At 70.5% G+C, this 15939-nt stretch carries 20 protein-coding genes; 9 read left to right on the forward strand and 11 right to left on the reverse strand.

All coding sequences use genetic code 11. From position 1 onward, the window contains the following. Positions 1–30: 30 nt before the first annotated feature. Complete coding sequence (locus CEK68_RS02485; protein WP_152238444.1) at positions 31–528, reverse strand: YgjP-like metallopeptidase domain-containing protein; 498 nt, start codon at positions 526–528, stop codon at positions 31–33. Positions 529–645: 117 nt separating this feature from the next. On the opposite strand from CEK68_RS02485, the gene CEK68_RS02490 reads away from it, so the two are divergent. Together CEK68_RS02490 and CEK68_RS02495 are read left to right on the forward strand one after the other, a co-directional pair. Next, complete coding sequence (locus CEK68_RS02490) at positions 646–1179, forward strand: DUF2058 domain-containing protein (RefSeq protein ID WP_152238445.1); 534 nt, start codon at positions 646–648, stop codon at positions 1177–1179. A gap of 113 nt (positions 1180–1292) precedes the next feature. Beyond that, positions 1293–1559, forward strand: coding sequence for a DksA/TraR family C4-type zinc finger protein (locus tag CEK68_RS02495; RefSeq protein WP_010342319.1), 267 nt, complete (start codon positions 1293–1295; stop codon positions 1557–1559). A 21-nt stretch (positions 1560–1580) separates the two neighbouring features. Here CEK68_RS02495 and CEK68_RS02500 read toward each other — a convergent pair whose 3' ends face one another. The 8 genes from CEK68_RS02500 to CEK68_RS02535 form a co-directional block, all read right to left on the reverse strand. Beyond that, positions 1581–1826: a DUF2789 domain-containing protein gene (locus CEK68_RS02500; RefSeq protein ID WP_152238446.1), complete on the reverse strand. Its 246-nt coding sequence runs from the start codon at positions 1824–1826 to the stop codon at positions 1581–1583. Between the two features lie 109 nt (positions 1827–1935). Continuing rightward, positions 1936–2514, reverse strand: a complete 579-nt coding sequence (locus tag CEK68_RS02505; RefSeq protein ID WP_017908232.1) for a mechanosensitive ion channel domain-containing protein — start codon at positions 2512–2514, stop codon at positions 1936–1938. A 91-nt stretch (positions 2515–2605) separates the two neighbouring features. Continuing rightward, entirely contained in the window at positions 2606–3400 is a 795-nt protein-coding gene (locus CEK68_RS02510) for an EAL domain-containing protein (protein WP_152238447.1), read from the reverse strand. A 243-nt stretch (positions 3401–3643) separates the two neighbouring features. Then, on the reverse strand, positions 3644–3844 hold the full coding sequence (locus CEK68_RS02515) for a hypothetical protein (RefSeq protein ID WP_017908234.1): 201 nt from the start codon (positions 3842–3844) through the stop codon (positions 3644–3646). Between the two features lie 16 nt (positions 3845–3860). Further along, on the reverse strand, positions 3861–4187 hold the full coding sequence (locus CEK68_RS02520) for a YkgJ family cysteine cluster protein (protein WP_017908235.1): 327 nt from the start codon (positions 4185–4187) through the stop codon (positions 3861–3863). Positions 4188–4514: 327 nt separating this feature from the next. Then, the gene (locus CEK68_RS02525) at positions 4515–5873 is read right to left on the reverse strand and encodes an Hsp70 family protein (protein ID WP_152238448.1); all 1359 of its coding nucleotides are present in this window, start codon (positions 5871–5873) and stop codon (positions 4515–4517) included. Positions 5874–5995: 122 nt separating this feature from the next. Beyond that, complete coding sequence (locus CEK68_RS02530; protein WP_017908237.1) at positions 5996–6466, reverse strand: peptidylprolyl isomerase; 471 nt, start codon at positions 6464–6466, stop codon at positions 5996–5998. Positions 6467–6594: 128 nt separating this feature from the next. Further along, complete coding sequence (locus CEK68_RS02535) at positions 6595–7551, reverse strand: cation diffusion facilitator family transporter (RefSeq protein ID WP_152238449.1); 957 nt, start codon at positions 7549–7551, stop codon at positions 6595–6597. Positions 7552–7642: 91 nt separating this feature from the next. Here CEK68_RS02535 and CEK68_RS02540 point away from each other — a divergent pair, with 91 nt between their 5' ends. Continuing rightward, complete coding sequence (locus CEK68_RS02540; RefSeq protein WP_017908239.1) at positions 7643–7984, forward strand: zinc ribbon domain-containing protein YjdM; 342 nt, start codon at positions 7643–7645, stop codon at positions 7982–7984. Positions 7985–8048: 64 nt separating this feature from the next. Here the strand turns inward: CEK68_RS02540 and CEK68_RS02545 are convergent, their stop codons facing one another. Then, the gene (locus CEK68_RS02545) at positions 8049–9137 is read right to left on the reverse strand and encodes an alkene reductase (RefSeq protein WP_152238450.1); all 1089 of its coding nucleotides are present in this window, start codon (positions 9135–9137) and stop codon (positions 8049–8051) included. A 262-nt stretch (positions 9138–9399) separates the two neighbouring features. On the opposite strand from CEK68_RS02545, the gene CEK68_RS02550 reads away from it, so the two are divergent. After that, on the forward strand, positions 9400–10602 hold the full coding sequence (locus CEK68_RS02550; protein WP_152238451.1) for an MFS transporter: 1203 nt from the start codon (positions 9400–9402) through the stop codon (positions 10600–10602). A 6-nt stretch (positions 10603–10608) separates the two neighbouring features. On the opposite strand, the gene CEK68_RS02555 is transcribed toward CEK68_RS02550, so the two are convergent. After that, on the reverse strand, positions 10609–11604 hold the full coding sequence (locus CEK68_RS02555) for a tetratricopeptide repeat protein (RefSeq protein ID WP_152238452.1): 996 nt from the start codon (positions 11602–11604) through the stop codon (positions 10609–10611). A 617-nt stretch (positions 11605–12221) separates the two neighbouring features. On the opposite strand from CEK68_RS02555, the gene CEK68_RS02560 reads away from it, so the two are divergent. The 5 genes from CEK68_RS02560 to CEK68_RS02580 all read left to right on the forward strand — a co-directional run bounded on the left by CEK68_RS02560 (position 12222) and on the right by CEK68_RS02580 (position 15847). Beyond that, entirely contained in the window at positions 12222–12677 is a 456-nt protein-coding gene (locus CEK68_RS02560; RefSeq protein ID WP_041500455.1) for a PA2169 family four-helix-bundle protein, read from the forward strand. A 143-nt stretch (positions 12678–12820) separates the two neighbouring features. Continuing rightward, positions 12821–13441, forward strand: a complete 621-nt coding sequence (thpR, locus tag CEK68_RS02565; RefSeq protein WP_152238453.1) for an RNA 2',3'-cyclic phosphodiesterase — start codon at positions 12821–12823, stop codon at positions 13439–13441. After that, complete coding sequence (locus tag CEK68_RS02570) at positions 13438–14037, forward strand: hypothetical protein (RefSeq protein ID WP_152238454.1); 600 nt, start codon at positions 13438–13440, stop codon at positions 14035–14037. Before thpR ends, CEK68_RS02570 begins: the two co-directional genes overlap by 4 nt. Before the next feature lie 78 nt (positions 14038–14115). Then, positions 14116–14301, forward strand: a complete 186-nt coding sequence (locus tag CEK68_RS02575; protein ID WP_017908246.1) for an oxidoreductase-like domain-containing protein — start codon at positions 14116–14118, stop codon at positions 14299–14301. 121 nt (positions 14302–14422) lie between these two features. Continuing rightward, the gene (locus CEK68_RS02580) at positions 14423–15847 is read left to right on the forward strand and encodes a virulence factor family protein (RefSeq protein WP_192578933.1); all 1425 of its coding nucleotides are present in this window, start codon (positions 14423–14425) and stop codon (positions 15845–15847) included. Positions 15848–15939 lie beyond the last annotated feature (92 nt).

A 15939-nucleotide genomic window follows, 5' to 3' on the forward strand; every position in this document is an offset into this window, starting at 1 on the left:
CGCCAGGCAGCGGCCGCACGCGGCGGCGTCTCAGCGCTCGGCCAGTTCCAACTGGGTCAGGTACAGACGCATGTCGAACTCCAACTGGTGGTAGTCCGGCGTCATGTGCGCGCACAGCTGGTAGAAGGCCTTGTTGTGCGCGCTTTCCTTCAGGTGCGCCAGTTCGTGGGCGACGATCATCGGCAGGAACGCCGCCGGCGCATCGCGGAACACGCCGGCGATGCGGATCTCGCGGCTGGCCTTGAGCTTGCCGCCCTGCACCCGCGACACCGTGGTGTGGGTGCCCAGCGCATGCTTCACCGCCTGCAGGCGGTTGTCGTAGATCACCTTGTGCAGCGGCTCGGCGCTGCGCATGCAACGGTCCTTCAGCGCCTGCGTGTAGTCGTACAACTGGCGATCGGTGCGCACCGCGTTGGCCTCGGGGTAGCGGCGGCGCAGCCAGTCGCCCAGGCGCTGGCGCGCGATCAGCTCGCGGACTTGGTCCAGGACCTGGGGTGGGTAGCCGACGAGGTAGCGCAGGGTGTCCATCCCGCCACCTTAGCCTGCCGCGCGCGGCGGGGCATCCGCCGTGGGCGGCCTTCGCGGGCGGGCACCGGCGCTGCGGGTATCATGCGCCTCCCGATTTCGAGTCCGTGGACGCTTCCGATGCGCAATCCCCTGCAGGAGCAACTGCTCAAGGCGGGCCTGGTGAAGAAGAGCCAGGTGGCGCAGGTCGCGCGCGAGCAGGCCAAGGCGCGGCAGGGCAAGACCCCGCCGCCGCCCAGTGCCGAGCAGCTGGAGAGCGAGCGGTTACGGCAGGAGCGGGTGGAGCGCGATCGTGCGCTATCCGCCGAGCGCAATGCGCAGGCCCGCGTGCAGGAGCAGCGGGCGCAGGCGCGGCAACTGGTCGAAAGCCACAAGCTCAAGGCCGACGGCGAGATCGACTACCACTTCACCGATGCCGGCAAGATCCAGCGGCTGCGCGTGGATGCGACGCTGCGCGCGCAACTGATCGCCGGCAGTGTGGCGATCGCGCGGCTGGATGCCGGCTATGTGCCGGTGCCGCGCGCCGTCGTGGAGAAGATCGTCGCGCGCGATCCGGCGACCATCGTGTTCGATGCGCTGGCGGCAACGCCGGCCAGCGGCGAGGACGATCCGTACTACAGCCAGTTCAAGGTCCCGGACGACCTGATCTGGTGAGGCGGGACGCCGGGCGGCGCTGCATGAACGTCTCGGCGAGGTGAAGCCGGCGTGCATTGCATTCGCCGGTGCCGGCCGCATCATCCAGGCAAGGCAACAGTGCGGAGACGACCATGGCCACTGGGTGGGCAGGCGACGGCGCGGTGCAGGACCAGATCGATGCGACCGTCGAGGATGCGATCAAGCGGGCGCGCAGCCAACTTCCGCAGGGGCCGGGGCTGAGCCACTGCGAGGACTGCGATGCGCCGATTCCCGAGGCGCGGCGCAAGGCCGTGCCGGGTGTGCGCCTGTGCGTGGCCTGCCAGGACGCGCAGGACCGCGCGCAGCACGAGCACAGCGGCTACAACCGCCGCGGCAGCAAGGACAGCCAGCTGCGTTGACGCGCAGCCGGCGCGGTCGGGTCAAGGCTTGGGCTGCGCGTGCAGCGCGATGTTGAGCTGATCGACCACGATCGCCCAGTCGGCGTCTTCCAGGCGCTCCTCGCGCAGCAGTTGCGCCTGCGCGGGCGTCCAGAACGGTGCTTCTTCCAGGCGCATGCCATCGGGCAGCGGCGCATGCTGGGCGATGAACTGGCGAATCTCGCCTTCGCTGGTGGGCAGGCCAAGTTGGGCGAAGAGGTCGGCGAACGGATGAATGACGGGTTCCATGCAGTACCTGGTCGGGAAAGGGGAGATCGCCGCGCAAGGCGGCTGGCATCGACCATAGCGGCTGCGTCATGTGCATGGCGTCAGCGTCGGCGTGGGTGGCGTGCGGCGCTCAGCCCAGCCCGGATGGAACCGGATGGCCGCGCCAGCGGCGCGTGCTGCGCTGGAAGAACAGGCTGTTGGGGATCTGCAGCACGCTCTCGCCGTCGCCGTCGCGTTCCTCGCGCAGCGTGGTGTAGATCAGGTTGATGTCGATCACTTGGCCCTTCAGTCCCGGCTTTTCGCCGTTCTCCAGCAATTCGATGTGGTCGTGCAGGCGGAACGGGCGCGTGGTGAAGATCAACAGCGTGCAGAAGATGTTGGACAGCACGCTCCAGGCGGCGAAGAACGCCACCGCCGCGACCGCGGCGAAGCCGGTGAAGGCGGTCCACAGCACGGTGCCGGAGACGCCGAAGCGGTCCAGGATCAGCAGCAGCGCCGCCGCGTAGATCACGAAGCCGCTGCCGCGGCGCGCCATCATCACCAGTTCCGGCGGCAGCGCGTAGTGCTCGCCCAGGCGCCGGATCAACCGTCGCAGCAAGGTCCGCAGCAACCAGGCGCCGAGCACGATCAGCACGATCTGCGCGCCGGGCACGATCACGTCGAGCCAGCGGTGCGTCCACGGCGGCAGCAGGGTATGGAGCGAGGGCATTGCACTTCGGAACACGCAGGGGAGGCGCGATGGTCGCAAGCGTGGCCGCCGCGGGCAAGTCGTGCTGCCGTGCGTTGCGGCAGCGAGCCGCTCAGCCGGCGCGTTCCAGCGCCTCCCACTGCGCCTCGGTGACGTCCGGCAAGGCTTCCAGCACCGGCTTGGCGAACAGATAGCCCTGGTAGAGGTCGATGCCCAGCGCGCGCAGTGCACGGTACTCGGCAGGCGTCTCCACGCCCTCGGCGAGGATGCGGCAGCCCAGCGGCGCGGCCATCGCGACGATGCCGCCGACGATGTGGCGGCGCGCGGCGCTGCCGTCGATGCCGCGGATCAGCGCCATGTCCAGCTTGATCAGGTGCGGCTGGAAATCGGCGAGCAGGTTGAGGCCGGAGTGGCCGGCGCCGAAGTCGTCGATCGCGGTGAGGAAGCCGCGCTGCGCGTAGTCGCGCAGGATGCGCACGACCTTGGGCAGGTCGGCGATGCGTTCGGACTCGCTCAACTCGAAGATCAGGTCGCCGGTGGGCACGCCGAAGTGCTCGGCCGCCCTCAGGGTCAGGCGGATGCAGGTCGCCGGTTCGTACACCGCATTGGGAATGAAGTTGATCGACAGGCGCGTGCGCAGGCCCAGCTGCGCGGCAGTGGCGATCGCCTGCACCCGGCAGGTCTGGTCGAAGCGGTACATCTGCTGCGGGCGCACCCGCGCCAGCACCGCCGCCGCGCCGCTGCCGTCCTCGCCGCGCACCAGCGCCTCGTAGGCGTAGATGGAGCGGGTGGCGGCATCGACGATCGGCTGGAACGCCATGCGCACAGCGAAATCCAGCGGCTCGCCATCGCGACAGTTGCCGCAGGCGGGCTGGCCGAGTTCGGCGGACAGGGAGCGCAGGAGCATGCCGAAACGAGACCGTGGAAGAGATCGCAGTATGCGCTTTTAGCGTGAAGACGGTGCCGTGCCTGCGCGCTGGCGCCGGCGCTCCGAGGACGCCGTGTTGGGCCTGGCCGTGTGGTCGTCGGCGCCAACCGGAGGCGCCGTCGTCGCGTGCCAGGCGCCGCGTCCTCGCGCGGCGTGGGCCGGCGTGCATGTCCGGCCGTGTCCCGCCGCAGGTGCGCGCGATGACGGCGGGATGCGCGGGCGCTAGCCCGCGTCGGCGACGTCGACCTTCTTCAGCACGCGGGTGGTGCCGAGCACCTCGACGCGGCCGCCGGCCTGGTGAAACGCGGCCAGGTCGGCCTCGATGCGCTCGCGGCTGAGGCCCTTTTGCGCCTTGTCCGCGGCGCTGGCGCCGCGTGTGTTCCTGGCGCTGGGCGAAGCGGTGGTGCTGGTCGGTCGTGCCATGCTGGAACTCCTGCAGTCAGTACATCGTCAGGGGAATGCCACGGGTCAGTTGCTCGTGGTGGGTACGGCGGATCTCGCGGCAGTACGGGCCGGCCATCGCGAACTTGCGGCAGACCGCCGGGCGCTGCGCGTAGATGGAGCAACACATGCGCGCGCCATCCACCGCCACGCACCAGCCGTCCTCGTCGCGCGCCATCACGTGCAGGCCCTCGCGGGTGTACTCGGTGAGATGCTCGGGGACATGGTCGTCCGGCATCACCAGGACGGTCAGGCGGCAGCAGATCGCGTCGCAGCGGTCGCAGGCGATGTCAGCGTCGGTCGCGTCCCGCGCGCTCTCGCTCATGCGTCGCCGCCCCGATCCGGACCTGTCGGCCGGGGAGGTGGCTGAAGCGGCGACGCCAGGCGCTCGATCTGGAGCGTGGCAAGGGCGGGGGACATGGCGCTCCGAAGGATCCGGCCGGCAAAAGGACGGAGGTTGGCGCGAGAAGGAAGCGAGTCGGGCGACAGGAACGGCCGGACGAGACGCGCGTAGCGACGTGACGCTGAAGCGTGCCGCCATGCTACGCCAGTCGTGCGCCCGCTGCATGAACAATGCGGGCCGCAGGCGGCGCGCCGGCCGCGAGCGACCGGTCGGGGAGGGGCCGCCGACGCATGCGCTGCCTGTGCTGCGTCAGTCCTGCGCGGCGGCCAGCGCCAGGCCCTGCACCACGCCGAACGAGGGGTCGCCGTGGACCAGGCGCGCTTGCGGGAACGCGGCAGCGACCAGGCGCTGCAGGTAGCCGGCGCGCGACATGCCGCCGGTCAGGAACACCGCGGCCGGGTCGCCGCCGATGTCCTGGCGCACCTGCGCCAGCAGCTCCTGCAGGGCCTCCAGGTAGCTGCGTGCGGCCTGCACCAGTTCCTCGGCCTGCACCTGCACCTGCAAGCCGGCTTCGATGTAGTCCAGGGTCTCGGCGTGTTGCTCGGCGTCGCTGAGGCGGATCTTGCTGCGCTCCACCGCACGGTACAGGCGCGCGGTGTTGCCCAGTTCCTGCAGCGCCTGCAGGCGCGCCTCGTACGGTGCGGGGACGGCGTCGTAGCGATGCTGGCGGAAATCGCGCTGGCGGGTGGTGTCCTGCACCATCGCCGCTTCGACGTAGTGGTGCGAGGGCACGCGGGTGAGGCCGCGGCCGAACTGCGGCATGAACCCGGCCAGGCTCAGCGCCAGGTCGATGTCGGTGCCGCCGCGCGGGATGCCCCAGGCGCGGTGCACCTGCGGCGCGGCGTCGCCGCCGACGCTGGCGTGGGCGATGTCGGTGGTGCCGCCGCCGATGTCCACCACCACCGCGGCGTGGCGCTCGCGGCTGACCGCGTGGTAATGCATCGCCGCGGCGGCCGGTTCCTCCAGGAAGGCGACGTCGTCGAAGCCGGCGGTGATCGCGGCGCTGTGCAGGATCTCCAGCGCCTGCGCGTTGCCGGCCTCGCCGATCGAACTGCGGAACTGCACCGGGCGGCCGAGCAGGGCGCGGCGCACCTGCACGCCCAGTTGCTGCGAGGCGGTCAGGCGGATGTGTTCGAGAATGTGCGCGGCGATGCCGGTGATGGTCTGGCGCGCGCGCGGATGCAGGTTGTAGCCCAGCATCGACTTGGGACTCTGCACCAGGTTGCCTTCGCCTTCGACGAAATACGCGTCCAGTGCATCATCGCCGTACACCGCGTTCTGCAGCAGCGCCGCGGAACTGCGCGGCTCGCGCATCTGCGTTTCCATCCACTGCCGGCGCACCACCCGGATCGCATCGCGGCGCAGCGCCTCGGGGCTGCGCTCGCGCCCGGCGGCGAGCGCGTCGCGGCGGCCGGATTCGATCAGCTCGTCCACCTGCCGTTCCAGCGCCGGGGTCAGGTCGAACTCGGCCGGGTCGCGCATCACCTCGGGGAAGTACACCGTGGTGCGGAACTGTTGCTGCGCGCCGAACTCGATCGGCACCACGCGGCCGTCGATCACCGCGGCGGCGGCGGAATTGCTGGTGCCGAAGTCGATACCGAGGCGCATGACGGTGCCGGGGGCGGGAGGGGCCGCGCACTGTGGGGCAAGCCGTCGCGCGACGCAAGCGCGGCCGCAAACGCACGAGGCCCGCATCGGCGGGCCTCGTCGGGGACGCGAAACCGGGTCGCTTACAGCGCGGCGCCGGCGTGGCCCTGGTTCTTTTCCTGCTCGGTGGCCTCGCGCACGCCGGCCACTTCCACGGCGAAGTGCAGCACCTGCCCGGCCAGCGGGTGGTTGCCGTCGATGGTCACCAGTTCTTCGCCGACCTCGGTGACCGTGACCAGCAGCGGGCCCTGGTCGGTCTGCGCCTGGAACTGCATGCCCGGCGCCAGCGACCCGGCATCCGGAAACGAACCGCGCGGCACCTGCTGCACCAGTTGCTCGTGGCGCGGGCCGTAGCCCTCGGCCGGGATCACGTCGGCGGTGACCGACTCGCCGGTGCGCTTGCCGGTCAGCGCCTTCTCCAGGCCCGGCACGATGTTGCCGGCGCCGTGCAGGTAGCTCAGCGGATTGTCCGGCGAGGACTGGTCGATCACTTCACCGGCATCGTCGGTGAGGGTGTAGTGGATGGTGGCGACAAGCCCGTTGGCGATCTCCATGGGAAACCTCGTTCAGTGAGTAAGGGGGGATACGCCGGCACAGTCACAGCGCGATGAGAGGGGGTGCTACCCGGCTACCCTAACGAAAAGCGGCGCAGGGCCGCAAGTCGCGTCGGGGGCGCCGCCATTCAGGCCGGCGGCGGCTGGCGCAGAGCGGTGCGCCGGGCCAGCCAGGTCTCCAGGGTCTGCGGCTTGACGAACAGCGCCTGCAGTTCCGGATGCTCGGCGCGCGCGGCGGCCTCGATGCGCTCGATGCACGCTTCGATCTGCGCGGTGCTGCGCTGGTCCTCGAATTCGGCGCTGAGCGCGGCCACCACCTGGTCCGGCCCCATCTGCACGCTGAGTACGCCGTTGACCGCGCGCACGTCCGGATCGGCCGCGGCAATGCGCCGCAGCGCGTCGCCGAGCGGGCGCGCCGCCGGCTCGCCGATCAGCAGGCCCTTGGTCTCGCGTGCCAGCACGAATGCCGAGCAGGCCAGCACCGCGGCGATGCCGACGGAGGCGACGCCATCCAGTTCCGGCATGTCCAGCCATTGCGCGGCGAGCAGCCCGGCCAGCGCGATCAACAGGCCGATCAACGCTGCGCTGTCTTCCACCAGCACGGTGAACAGGCTCGGGTCCTTGCTCTCGCGGAACGCCTGTACATAGCTCAGGCGGCCCTTGCGCGCGCGGAACTCGCGCAGCGAGACCCACCACGAGCCGCCCTCGAACAACAGCGACAGCCCCAGCACGATGTAGTTGAGGGTGTGGTCGCTAGCCGGCTGCGGATCGCGGATGTGGGCGATGCCCTCGTACAGCGACACTCCGGCGCCGAGCGCGAACACCAGCAGGGCGACGATGAAGCTCCAGAAGTACAGTTCGCGTCCATGGCCGAACGGATGGGTGGCGTCCGCGGGACGTGCGGCGCGGCGAAGGCCGTACAGCAGCAACAGCTCGTTGACCGTGTCCACCAGCGAATGCACGCCTTCGCTGAGCATCGCCGAGCTGCCCGAGAGCCCGGCGGCGACGAACTTGGCGATGGCGATGGCGAGATTGCCGGCGAGCGCGGCGTAGATCGCGAGACGGGACCCGGACGAGGCGGACATGGCATTCCTGCGGCTGGCGCGGCCGCACGGCGGCACGGGGCGGGCGGCTACAATAGGCGGCTCGCCGTCGTCGCCGTATCAAAGGATTCCCATGCCCGCCGCACCCGCCTGCCCGCAATGCACCCTGGAAAACACCTATGTCGATGGCGCCAACTGGGTGTGCGCGGACTGCGGCCACGAGTGGCCGGTCGCGGCCGACGCTGCCAACGACGCGGCGACGGTGGTACGCGACAGCAACGGCAACGTGCTGCAGGCCGGCGATACGGTGGTGGTGATCAAGGACCTGAAGGTCAAGGGTTCGTCGATCCCGCTGAAGCAGGGCACGGTGATCCGCGGCATCCGCCTGGTCGAAGACGATGCCGAACACATCGAAGGCAACTCGGACAAGATCAAGGGCCTGGTGCTGAAGACCTGCTTCCTGCGCAAGGCCTGAGCGGGCGAGCCCCACTGCATCGCCCGCCGCGGCGGCACCGATGCGGTGCCGCCGCAGGACGCGATCAATCCAGCGTCGGGTAGTCGGTGTAGCCCTTGGCGCCGCCGCCGTACAGCGTGTCGGCGTCCACCTGGTTCAAGGGCGCGTCGCGGCGCAGTCGTTCCACCAGGTCCGGGTTGGCGATGAACGGGCGGCCGAACGCCACCGCGTCGGCGCGACCGGAGGCCACGGTCTGTTCGGCCAGTGCCTTGTCGTAGCCGTTGTTGACCAGCCACGGACCATGGAACTTGGCGCGCAGCGCCGCATAGTCGAAGGCGATGTTGTCGCGCGGGCCGCCGGTGGCGCCTTCGATCACGTGCACGAAGGCCAGGCCCAGCGGATCCAGGCGTTCCACCGCGCGCTCGAACAGCGGCTGCGGGTCGCTGTCGCGCGCATCGTTGGCCGGGGTCACCGGCGACAGGCGCACGCCGGTACGGTCGGCGCCGATCTCCTGCGCCACCGCCTCCACCACTTCGAACAGCAGGCGGGTGCGGTTCTCGATGCTGCCGCCGTAGGCGTCGTCGCGGTGGTTGCTGCCGTCGCGCAGGAACTGGTCGATCAGGTAGCCGTTGGCGGCATGCACTTCCACGCCGTCGAAGCCGGCGGCGATGGCGTTGCGGGCGGCGCGGCGGAAGTCCTCGATCAGCGCGGGGATTTCGTCCAGGCGCAGTGCGCGCGGGGCGGAGACGTCTGTGAAGCCCTCGGCGGTGAAGGTCTTGGCATCGGCGCGCAGCGCGCTGGGTGCCACCGGGGCGGCGCCGCCCGGCAGCAGGCTGACGTGCGAGATGCGACCGACGTGCCACAGCTGCAGCACGATCTTGCCGCCACGGCGATGCACCTCGTCGGTGACCGTCTTCCAGGCCGCGACCTGTGCGTCGCTGTAGATCCCCGGGGTGTCCTTGTAACCCTGGCCCATCGGGCTGATCTGAGTCGCCTCGGCGATGAGCAGGCCGGCGCTGGCGCGCTGGCCGTAGTACTCGGCGGCCAGCGGCGTGGGGATGCGGCCTTCGCCTTCGGCACGGTTGCGGGTCAGGGGCGCCATCACGATGCGGTTGGCCAGTGCGATCGCGCCCAGGCGCAGCGGCGTGAACAGCGGGGAAGCGGTGTCGGTCATCGGTGGATCTCTTGGTGGTGGGTGGGGCGGCCGACCCTACAGCGGGGCGCTGCAAGGCGGCGTGCGTGCAGGACATGGGGACGCGCGCGGCGGTTTCGCGGCGGTGCGGTGGGACAGTGCGTTGCTGCGGCGGCACCTTCGCGAGGGCATCGCCACCCCGGGCGCCACCAGCGGCACCGCGCAACGCGGCGTTGCGCAGGCGGGGCTGCAGGACTTGCTGCAATGCACAATAATGAGCGGCCCTTTCCTTCGGGACGTGCGCATGACCTCATCCGCCACGGCGCCGCTGTCGCGGCGCGGCTACGTGCTGATCCTGTTCGCGCTGGCGATGGGCGGTTTCGCGATCGGCACCAGCGAGTTCTCCACCATGGGGCTGATGCCGTACATCGGCCGTGGTCTTGCGATCGATGCGCCGCAGGTCGGGCATCTGATCAGTGCCTATGCGCTGGGCGTGGTGGTCGGTGCGCCGCTGCTGGCGATCCTCGGCGCGCGCTGGTCGCGCCGCGATCTGCTGCTGGCGCTGATGGGCTTCTATGCGTTCGGCAATCTGGCCAGCGCGGTGGCGCCGTACTATCACAGCATGCTGCTGGCACGCTTCGTCGCCGGCCTGCCGCATGGCGCCTATTTCGGTGTGGCGACCCTGGTGGCCGCGTCGATCGGTCCGCCCGACCAGCGTGGCGCGGCGGTCAGCCGGGTGCTGCTCGGCCTCAACCTGGCGGTGCTGGTCGGCAACCCGCTGGCGACCTGGCTCGGCCAGGTGGCGGAATGGCGCTATGCCTACGCCCTGGTCGCGGCGATCGCGGTGCTGACGGTGGTGCTGGTGTGGCGCCTGCTGCCGGCCGATCCGCAGGAGGCGCGGCCCTCGCCGTTGCGCGAACTGCGCGCCTTCAACCGCACGCAGGTGTGGCTGGCGCTGGGCATCGGCGCGATCGGCTTCGCCGGCATGTTCTGCGTCTTCAGCTATCTGGCACCGACCCTGATGGAGGTCACCGGCGTGTCCGAACACTGGATCCCGGTGGCGATGGGCGCATTCGGGCTGGGCGGCCTGCTCGGCAATCTGGCCGGCGGCTGGCTGTTCGACCGCATGCAGTTCCGCGCGGTGCCGCTGGTGTTGCTGTGGTCGCTGGCGGTGTTGCTGGTGTTCCCGCTGGCGGCCACTTCGCCGTGGGCGGTGCTGCCGGCGGTGGTCGCGGTCGGCAGCATGGGCGCGCTGGCGCCGGTGCTGCAGACCCGCCTGATGGACGTGGCCAGCGATGCGCAGACCCTGGCCGCGGCCTCCAACCATGCCGCGTTCAACCTGGCCAACGCGCTGGGGCCGTGGCTGGGCGGCATCGCGATCGGCGCCGGGCTGGGCTGGACCTCCACCGGCTATGTCGGCGCGGCGATGGCCGTGGGCGGCCTGCTGATCTACCTGTGGGCGCGCCAGGCGGCACGGCGTGGCGCCTGCGCGCACGCGGCCGGCTAGGGTGCGCTAGCGCAGCGGCCGCGCGGTGGAAGACAGCCGCCGCAGCGCGTCCAGCTTGCCCTGGTAGCGCGGTTGCGTGGCCGGATCGGCGTGGGCCATGGCCTCGCGCAGCGCCGCGGTGGCGCGGCGGGTGTCGCCGCTGTGCAGGTAGGCGCGGGCCAGGGCGAAATACAGCAGGTGGGCGCCGTCGTACAGGTGCAGCGCGTGACGGTAATAGGCGATCGCTGCGGGGTAGTCCTGGCGCCGCTCCGCCTCGTTGCCGAGCAGGTATTGCTGGAATGGGTCGCGTTGGCGCACCTGTTCCATCTGCCGTTGCAGGGCGGCCTCCCGCGTGCCGTCGCCCAGGCGTCGGGCCAGGCCCACGGCGTTGGACAGCGCCGGCAGGTGTTCCGGATCGATCTCCAGCGCCTTGGCGTAGTCGCGTGCGGCGGCGGTGCTGTCGCCATCGCGCATCGCCAGCACGCCCTGGTTGTTCCAGGCCCCGGCGAAGCGTGGGTCCATCTGCAGGGCCATCGCCAGATGCGCGCGGGCGCCGTCGACATCGCCGTCGACCATCAGCTCGGCGCCGCGGTTGTTGTAGTAGTGGGCGAGGGCGCGACGGTCGGAGATGGGCTGCGGCCCGCGCCGGTCCATCAGCACGCTGCGGTCCAGGTCGATGCTGCCGCGCCCGCTGTCCACGCGCACGCCGGCGTTGACGTGGCCGACGTTGTACAGCGCATTGCCGTCCTCGTACCAGCTCAGCACGCGGCGCACTTCCTGGACCTGCGCCTGCAGCCCGACGTCGCGCGCCATCGCCACGAACAGCAGGGTGAAGGACAGGCAGTTGACGTGGCGCGTGGCGTAGCTCTCGGCGACGCTGTGGGTGGCCTTGGGGTCGTACTGCAGGTCCAGGCCGTTGGCATCGAAGGCCAGCGCCACCAGTTGCTGCAGGCGGTGTTCGGCATCGGCGCCGCGGTCGATGCGCTGCTGCAGCAGCGTATGCAGCGCCGGTGGAAGTTGCATGATCTGCTCAGGGGTCGGAACGGCGGTTGCCGCGCTAGTCGTCGCCGGAACCGGCGGTGTGGCCTCTATCTGGACGGCCGCTGCCGTGTGCGAGGAAGGTAGCGACGGTGTGGGCGGCGACGGGGCGGCCGTGGCGGCGGCGAGCAGGGCGAACGCGGTCCAGGCGAACATGACGCACCTCGCGGTGCCCTGCAGTGGCGAGGGCTCGCCTGCACTAGGCCCTCGCTCGCGAGACAGAGCGGTCACCGTGGCGGTGCCGACGAGCGGTCTCTGGCCGGCGCGATCGATGGCGGCGGCCATCCACAGCCGCTGTGGACGAACGTAGGGCAACCATGTGGATAAGTCGCTGCCGCCCAGACGCCGCAATGCACGCAGACAGGATGGTGAAAACTTCACCACATGTCTGACTGCGCAGTGCGGCCCATGAACGCGTGTTCACCACGGGCAATGCGGCGTGACGAGCGAGCGCCGATGGCTCACGTGCGCTTTATGCCGTTCTGCTCAGCATCGCCAACACCACGCAACGCGGCAATCTTCTCGACCGCGCCGTGCGATATCCAGGTTCACCCCCGTGTGCCCGTTGCGCGATATCGCTGGCCTAGCCAAAGGAGTTCCACATGAGCATTCAGAGCAAGACCACGCATAGCCTCAACGACCTCATCGCCATTTCCCGCGACGGCAAGGACTTCTACGAAGAAGCCGCCAAGAAGGTGGGCGACGCCGAGCTGTCCGCGCTGTTCCTGCGCATCGCCGGCGTCAAGTCGGACATCGTCAGCAGCCTGAGCGCGGTGGTGCAGTCGGTCGGTGGCAAGCCGGAAGAGCACGGCACCATGGTCGGCAGCATGCAGCAGATGTACGGCAAGGTCCGCGCCGCGCTGGGCGACACCAAGTACGGCTACGTCGCCGAGCTGGAAGAGTCCGAAGATCGCCTGCTGAAGGCCTTCAACGAGACCATCGCCGACGCCGACACCCCGGTCGCCGCGCGCGACGCCGCCACCCGCCTGCTGCCGGAAGTGCGCGCCTGCCACGACGTGATGCGCACCCGCAAGCACGCGATGAAGAACGCGGCATAAGCGCCTCCCGCCGCCGGCCCGGCGCGCCGCATCGCGGCGTTGTCCGGGTCGGCGTGCCGATGGTCTGCAGCGGGACGGTGCGCTTGCTACCATGCGTGCTCGACCGCTGCCCGACCTGATTGCGGCGTTTGCCGCTTCTGCCCATGTCTCCCGATGCTGCGCCTGCCGGCGCCCAGTTCTCGCTCGGTTTCGATGCGCCTGCCGCACGCGAAAGCCTGTTCTTTGCTTTGCTTCCTGACATGCAAGCCGCGCACGCGGTGCACAGCCTTGGCCAGCAACTGTGCCAGGCGCATGGTCTGCACGGGCGTGCGCTGCCGCCCGAGCGGCTGCACGTGACCTTGCACTATCTGGGCGAATACGCCGGGATTCCGCCACGCTTGCTGCAGCAGGCATGCGCCGCCGGGCATGCGCTTGCGGCCTCGCCCTTTCAACTTGCATTCGACCAGGCGGTGACTTTCGACAGCCGCGCGCGTAGCCGACCGCTGGTACTGCGCGGTGATGCCGAGCCCGCGCCGTTGCTGGCGTTGCGTCAGGCGCTGCAGCAGCAGTTGGCCCGACACGGCGTGGCGCCGCGCGCCGACGGCGCCTATCTGCCGCACATGACCCTGGCCTATGTCGATCAGGCGTTGGCGTCGCAGCAGGTGCCGGCGCTGCATTGGCAGGCGACGTCGCTGAGCCTGATCCGCAGCGTACAGGGCCAGGGCCGTTACCTGCACGAAGCCAGCTGGCCGTTGCGCGCCGCCCCTGCGCAGCGCGGCGCATGAACGCGGCGCCGCTGACCCTGCCCGAGGCGCAATGGGCGCAGCTGCGGGCGGCCTACGCCGAACCGCCGCGGGCGTATCACCATTTCGGCCACGTCGAGGCGGTGCTGGCGCACTACGCCGAGGTCGCCGCCGACACCGGCTGGCGGCAGCCACGCGAGGTCTACCTGGCCGTGCTCTATCACGATGCGGTCTATCGTGCCGGCCGCGGCGACAACGAAGCGCAGTCGGCGCGCCTGGCCGAGGCGGCGATCGCGCAATGGCTGCCGGACGCCGGGGTGGAGGCGACGCGGGTGGCGGCACTGATCGAACTGACCGCGCGTCACGGGCAACTGACCGTCGCCTCGGTGGATGCGGACGCCGCGCTGTTCCTGGATTGCGACATGGCCATCCTCGGCGCCGCGCCGGAGGCCTTCGCCGCCTACGACCGCGCCATCGCCGAGGAGTACCGCGGCGTGGTGCCGGGCTGGTTGTACCGGCGCAAGCGTCGCGCGTTCCTGCGCACCGTGCTGGCGCAGCCGCGCATCTTCCTCAGCGAGCGCTTCCATGCGCGCTACGACGCGGCCGCGCGCGCCAACCTGCGTCACGCCATCGGCTGAGGGGACGCGGACCGCGGCCTGCGCCGCCTTCTTCTACACTGCCGCGCCGGTCTGCCCCGGCCGCCGCCACGGAGCCCCATGTCCGACCCTGCCGCCAATGCCGATCCCCGCCCGCAGGCGCCGCTGCCGCCTGGCCCCAGCGACTGCTGCGACAGCGGCTGTCCGCTGTGCGTCTACGACCTCTACCACGAGGAGTTGGAGCGCTACCGGCAGGCGCTGGCCGCCTGGCGGCTGCGCCATCCCGGCGCCGACGCGGACGCCTGACAGGCCTGCCGGTGCAGGCGCTGGCGCAGGTCCGGCGTACCTGGCATGAACCAAGGAGCGCGCCGCGCTTCGCGCCGTCGCCGTTCGGGATTATCTTTACACGCCTTTTCAGGATTGCCGGATGATGCAGAAGCGTGGCGGTTGGATGTGGGGATGTGCATTGGGCGGACTGCTCGCGGCCGGCGTCGCCGGCGCAGCACCGGGCGCTGCGGCCACCGCCGCGCCGCGTGCCGGCGCACCGGCCACGGCGCCGGAAAAGCTCAGCCACGGCCGCTTCGAGCAGGTGCCGGTGCTGTTGCCCAAGGGCAACGCGCAGCGCGTGGTGCTGTGGTTCGCCGGCGGCAAGCACGCCGACGCCGAGCGCATGCGCCAGATCGAGGCGCTGCGCGACGACGGCGCCATGGTGGCGGTGATCGACAGTGCGCACCTGCAGGCGGTGCTGGCCAAGATCGACGGCACCTGCGGCTTCTCCGCCGGCGACGTGGAGAATTTCTCGCGCTACGTGCAGGCCTATTTCCACGTGCCGACCTACCACCTGCCGTTGCTGGTGGGCGATGGCGACGGCGCCGCGCTGGCCTATGCGGTCGCTGCGCAGGCGCCCAAGCATCTGCTGGCGGGCCTGCTGACCGAGGATTTCTGCCCGGTGCAGGTGCTCGACGACCAGATCTGCGGCGCCGGCATCACCGCGCCGGCGCGCGCGTTGCAGGCGACTGCGCTGCCGGTGCCGTGGCTGGCGGCGCTCGATGCCAAGACCCGCCGCGACCGTTGCACCCAGCAGAGCGACGCGTTCCTGCAGAAGGTGGCGCAGGCGCGGCAGTTCCGCCGCAGCGCCAGCGGCGATGCGCTGCCGGGGCTGCGTGCGGCGGTGCGTTCGCTGGGCGACCGGCCCGGCGTCAGCCTGCCGCCGACCCCGGCCGACCTGGCAGGGTTGCCGGTGGTCGAAGTGCCTGCCGCCGCGGGCGCGGGCGATGCCGACAACGGCAACGTGTTCGCGATCTTCGTCTCCGGCGACGGCGGCTGGGCCGGACTCGACCAGCAGGTCGCCGGCGCCCTGGCCAAGGCCGGCATCCCGGTGGTGGGCGTGGATTCGCTGCGCTACTTCTGGAGCGAGCGCACGCCGCAGGGCTTCGCCACCGACCTGGACCGCATCTACCGCCACTACAGCCACCTGTGGCAACGCGGGCGGGTGGTGCTGATCGGCTTCTCGCAGGGCGCCGACGTGCTGCCGGCGGCCTACAACCAGTTGCCGGAAGCGATGCGCGACCAGGTGCAGCTCACCGCCTTGCTGTCGGTCGGCAAGACCGCCGACTACGAGTTCCACGTGTCCAACTGGATCAGCTCCGGCGACGACGGCCTGCCGATCGCCCCGGAAGTGGCGAAGATGCCGCCGGCGCAGACCCTGTGCATCTACGGCGAGGACGACGACGACGCGCTGTGCCCGGACCTGCCCAAGGGCGCGGTGCAACTGGTCAAGCTGCCCGGCGACCATCATTTCCAGGGCGACTACGCGACGCTGGCCAAGCAGATCCTGCAGCGGATTCAGTAGAAGCCGGGATTGGGGAGGCGGGATTGGGGATTGGTGGCGGGCAGCGCGTGCGGGCTTGCTTGCTCGCTTCGCCGTAGGAGTCAACTGTCATG

It is taken from the genome of Xanthomonas sp. LMG 12461, from assembly GCF_009192935.1.
GTDB lineage: Bacteria > Pseudomonadota > Gammaproteobacteria > Xanthomonadales > Xanthomonadaceae > Xanthomonas_A > Xanthomonas_A sontii.

Bases quoted from the DNA above. Each gene is read 5' to 3' on its own strand.
- thpR (WP_152238453.1), top strand. From the start codon at position 12,821: ATGTCTCCCGATGCTGCGCCTGCCGGCGCCCAGTTCTCGCTCGGTTTC.
- CEK68_RS02540 (WP_017908239.1), top strand. From the start codon at position 7,643: ATGCCCGCCGCACCCGCCTGCCCGCAATGCACCCTGGAAAACACCTAT.
- CEK68_RS02570 (WP_152238454.1), top strand. From the start codon at position 13,438: ATGAACGCGGCGCCGCTGACCCTGCCCGAGGCGCAATGGGCGCAGCTG.
- CEK68_RS02580 (WP_192578933.1), top strand. From the start codon at position 14,423: ATGATGCAGAAGCGTGGCGGTTGGATGTGGGGATGTGCATTGGGCGGA.
- CEK68_RS02520 (WP_017908235.1), bottom strand. From the start codon at position 4,187: ATGAGCGAGAGCGCGCGGGACGCGACCGACGCTGACATCGCCTGCGAC.
- CEK68_RS02545 (WP_152238450.1), bottom strand. From the start codon at position 9,137: ATGACCGACACCGCTTCCCCGCTGTTCACGCCGCTGCGCCTGGGCGCG.
- CEK68_RS02550 (WP_152238451.1), top strand. From the start codon at position 9,400: ATGACCTCATCCGCCACGGCGCCGCTGTCGCGGCGCGGCTACGTGCTG.
- CEK68_RS02490 (WP_152238445.1), top strand. From the start codon at position 646: ATGCGCAATCCCCTGCAGGAGCAACTGCTCAAGGCGGGCCTGGTGAAG.
- CEK68_RS02510 (WP_152238447.1), bottom strand. From the start codon at position 3,400: ATGCTCCTGCGCTCCCTGTCCGCCGAACTCGGCCAGCCCGCCTGCGGC.
- CEK68_RS02485 (WP_152238444.1), bottom strand. From the start codon at position 528: ATGGACACCCTGCGCTACCTCGTCGGCTACCCACCCCAGGTCCTGGAC.
- CEK68_RS02535 (WP_152238449.1), bottom strand. From the start codon at position 7,551: ATGTCCGCCTCGTCCGGGTCCCGTCTCGCGATCTACGCCGCGCTCGCC.
- CEK68_RS02560 (WP_041500455.1), top strand. From the start codon at position 12,222: ATGAGCATTCAGAGCAAGACCACGCATAGCCTCAACGACCTCATCGCC.
- CEK68_RS02575 (WP_017908246.1), top strand. From the start codon at position 14,116: ATGTCCGACCCTGCCGCCAATGCCGATCCCCGCCCGCAGGCGCCGCTG.
- CEK68_RS02555 (WP_152238452.1), bottom strand. From the start codon at position 11,604: ATGCAACTTCCACCGGCGCTGCATACGCTGCTGCAGCAGCGCATCGAC.
- CEK68_RS02530 (WP_017908237.1), bottom strand. From the start codon at position 6,466: ATGGAGATCGCCAACGGGCTTGTCGCCACCATCCACTACACCCTCACC.
- CEK68_RS02525 (WP_152238448.1), bottom strand. From the start codon at position 5,873: ATGCGCCTCGGTATCGACTTCGGCACCAGCAATTCCGCCGCCGCCGCG.
- CEK68_RS02495 (WP_010342319.1), top strand. From the start codon at position 1,293: ATGGCCACTGGGTGGGCAGGCGACGGCGCGGTGCAGGACCAGATCGAT.
- CEK68_RS02500 (WP_152238446.1), bottom strand. From the start codon at position 1,826: ATGGAACCCGTCATTCATCCGTTCGCCGACCTCTTCGCCCAACTTGGC.
- CEK68_RS02515 (WP_017908234.1), bottom strand. From the start codon at position 3,844: ATGGCACGACCGACCAGCACCACCGCTTCGCCCAGCGCCAGGAACACA.
- CEK68_RS02505 (WP_017908232.1), bottom strand. From the start codon at position 2,514: ATGCCCTCGCTCCATACCCTGCTGCCGCCGTGGACGCACCGCTGGCTC.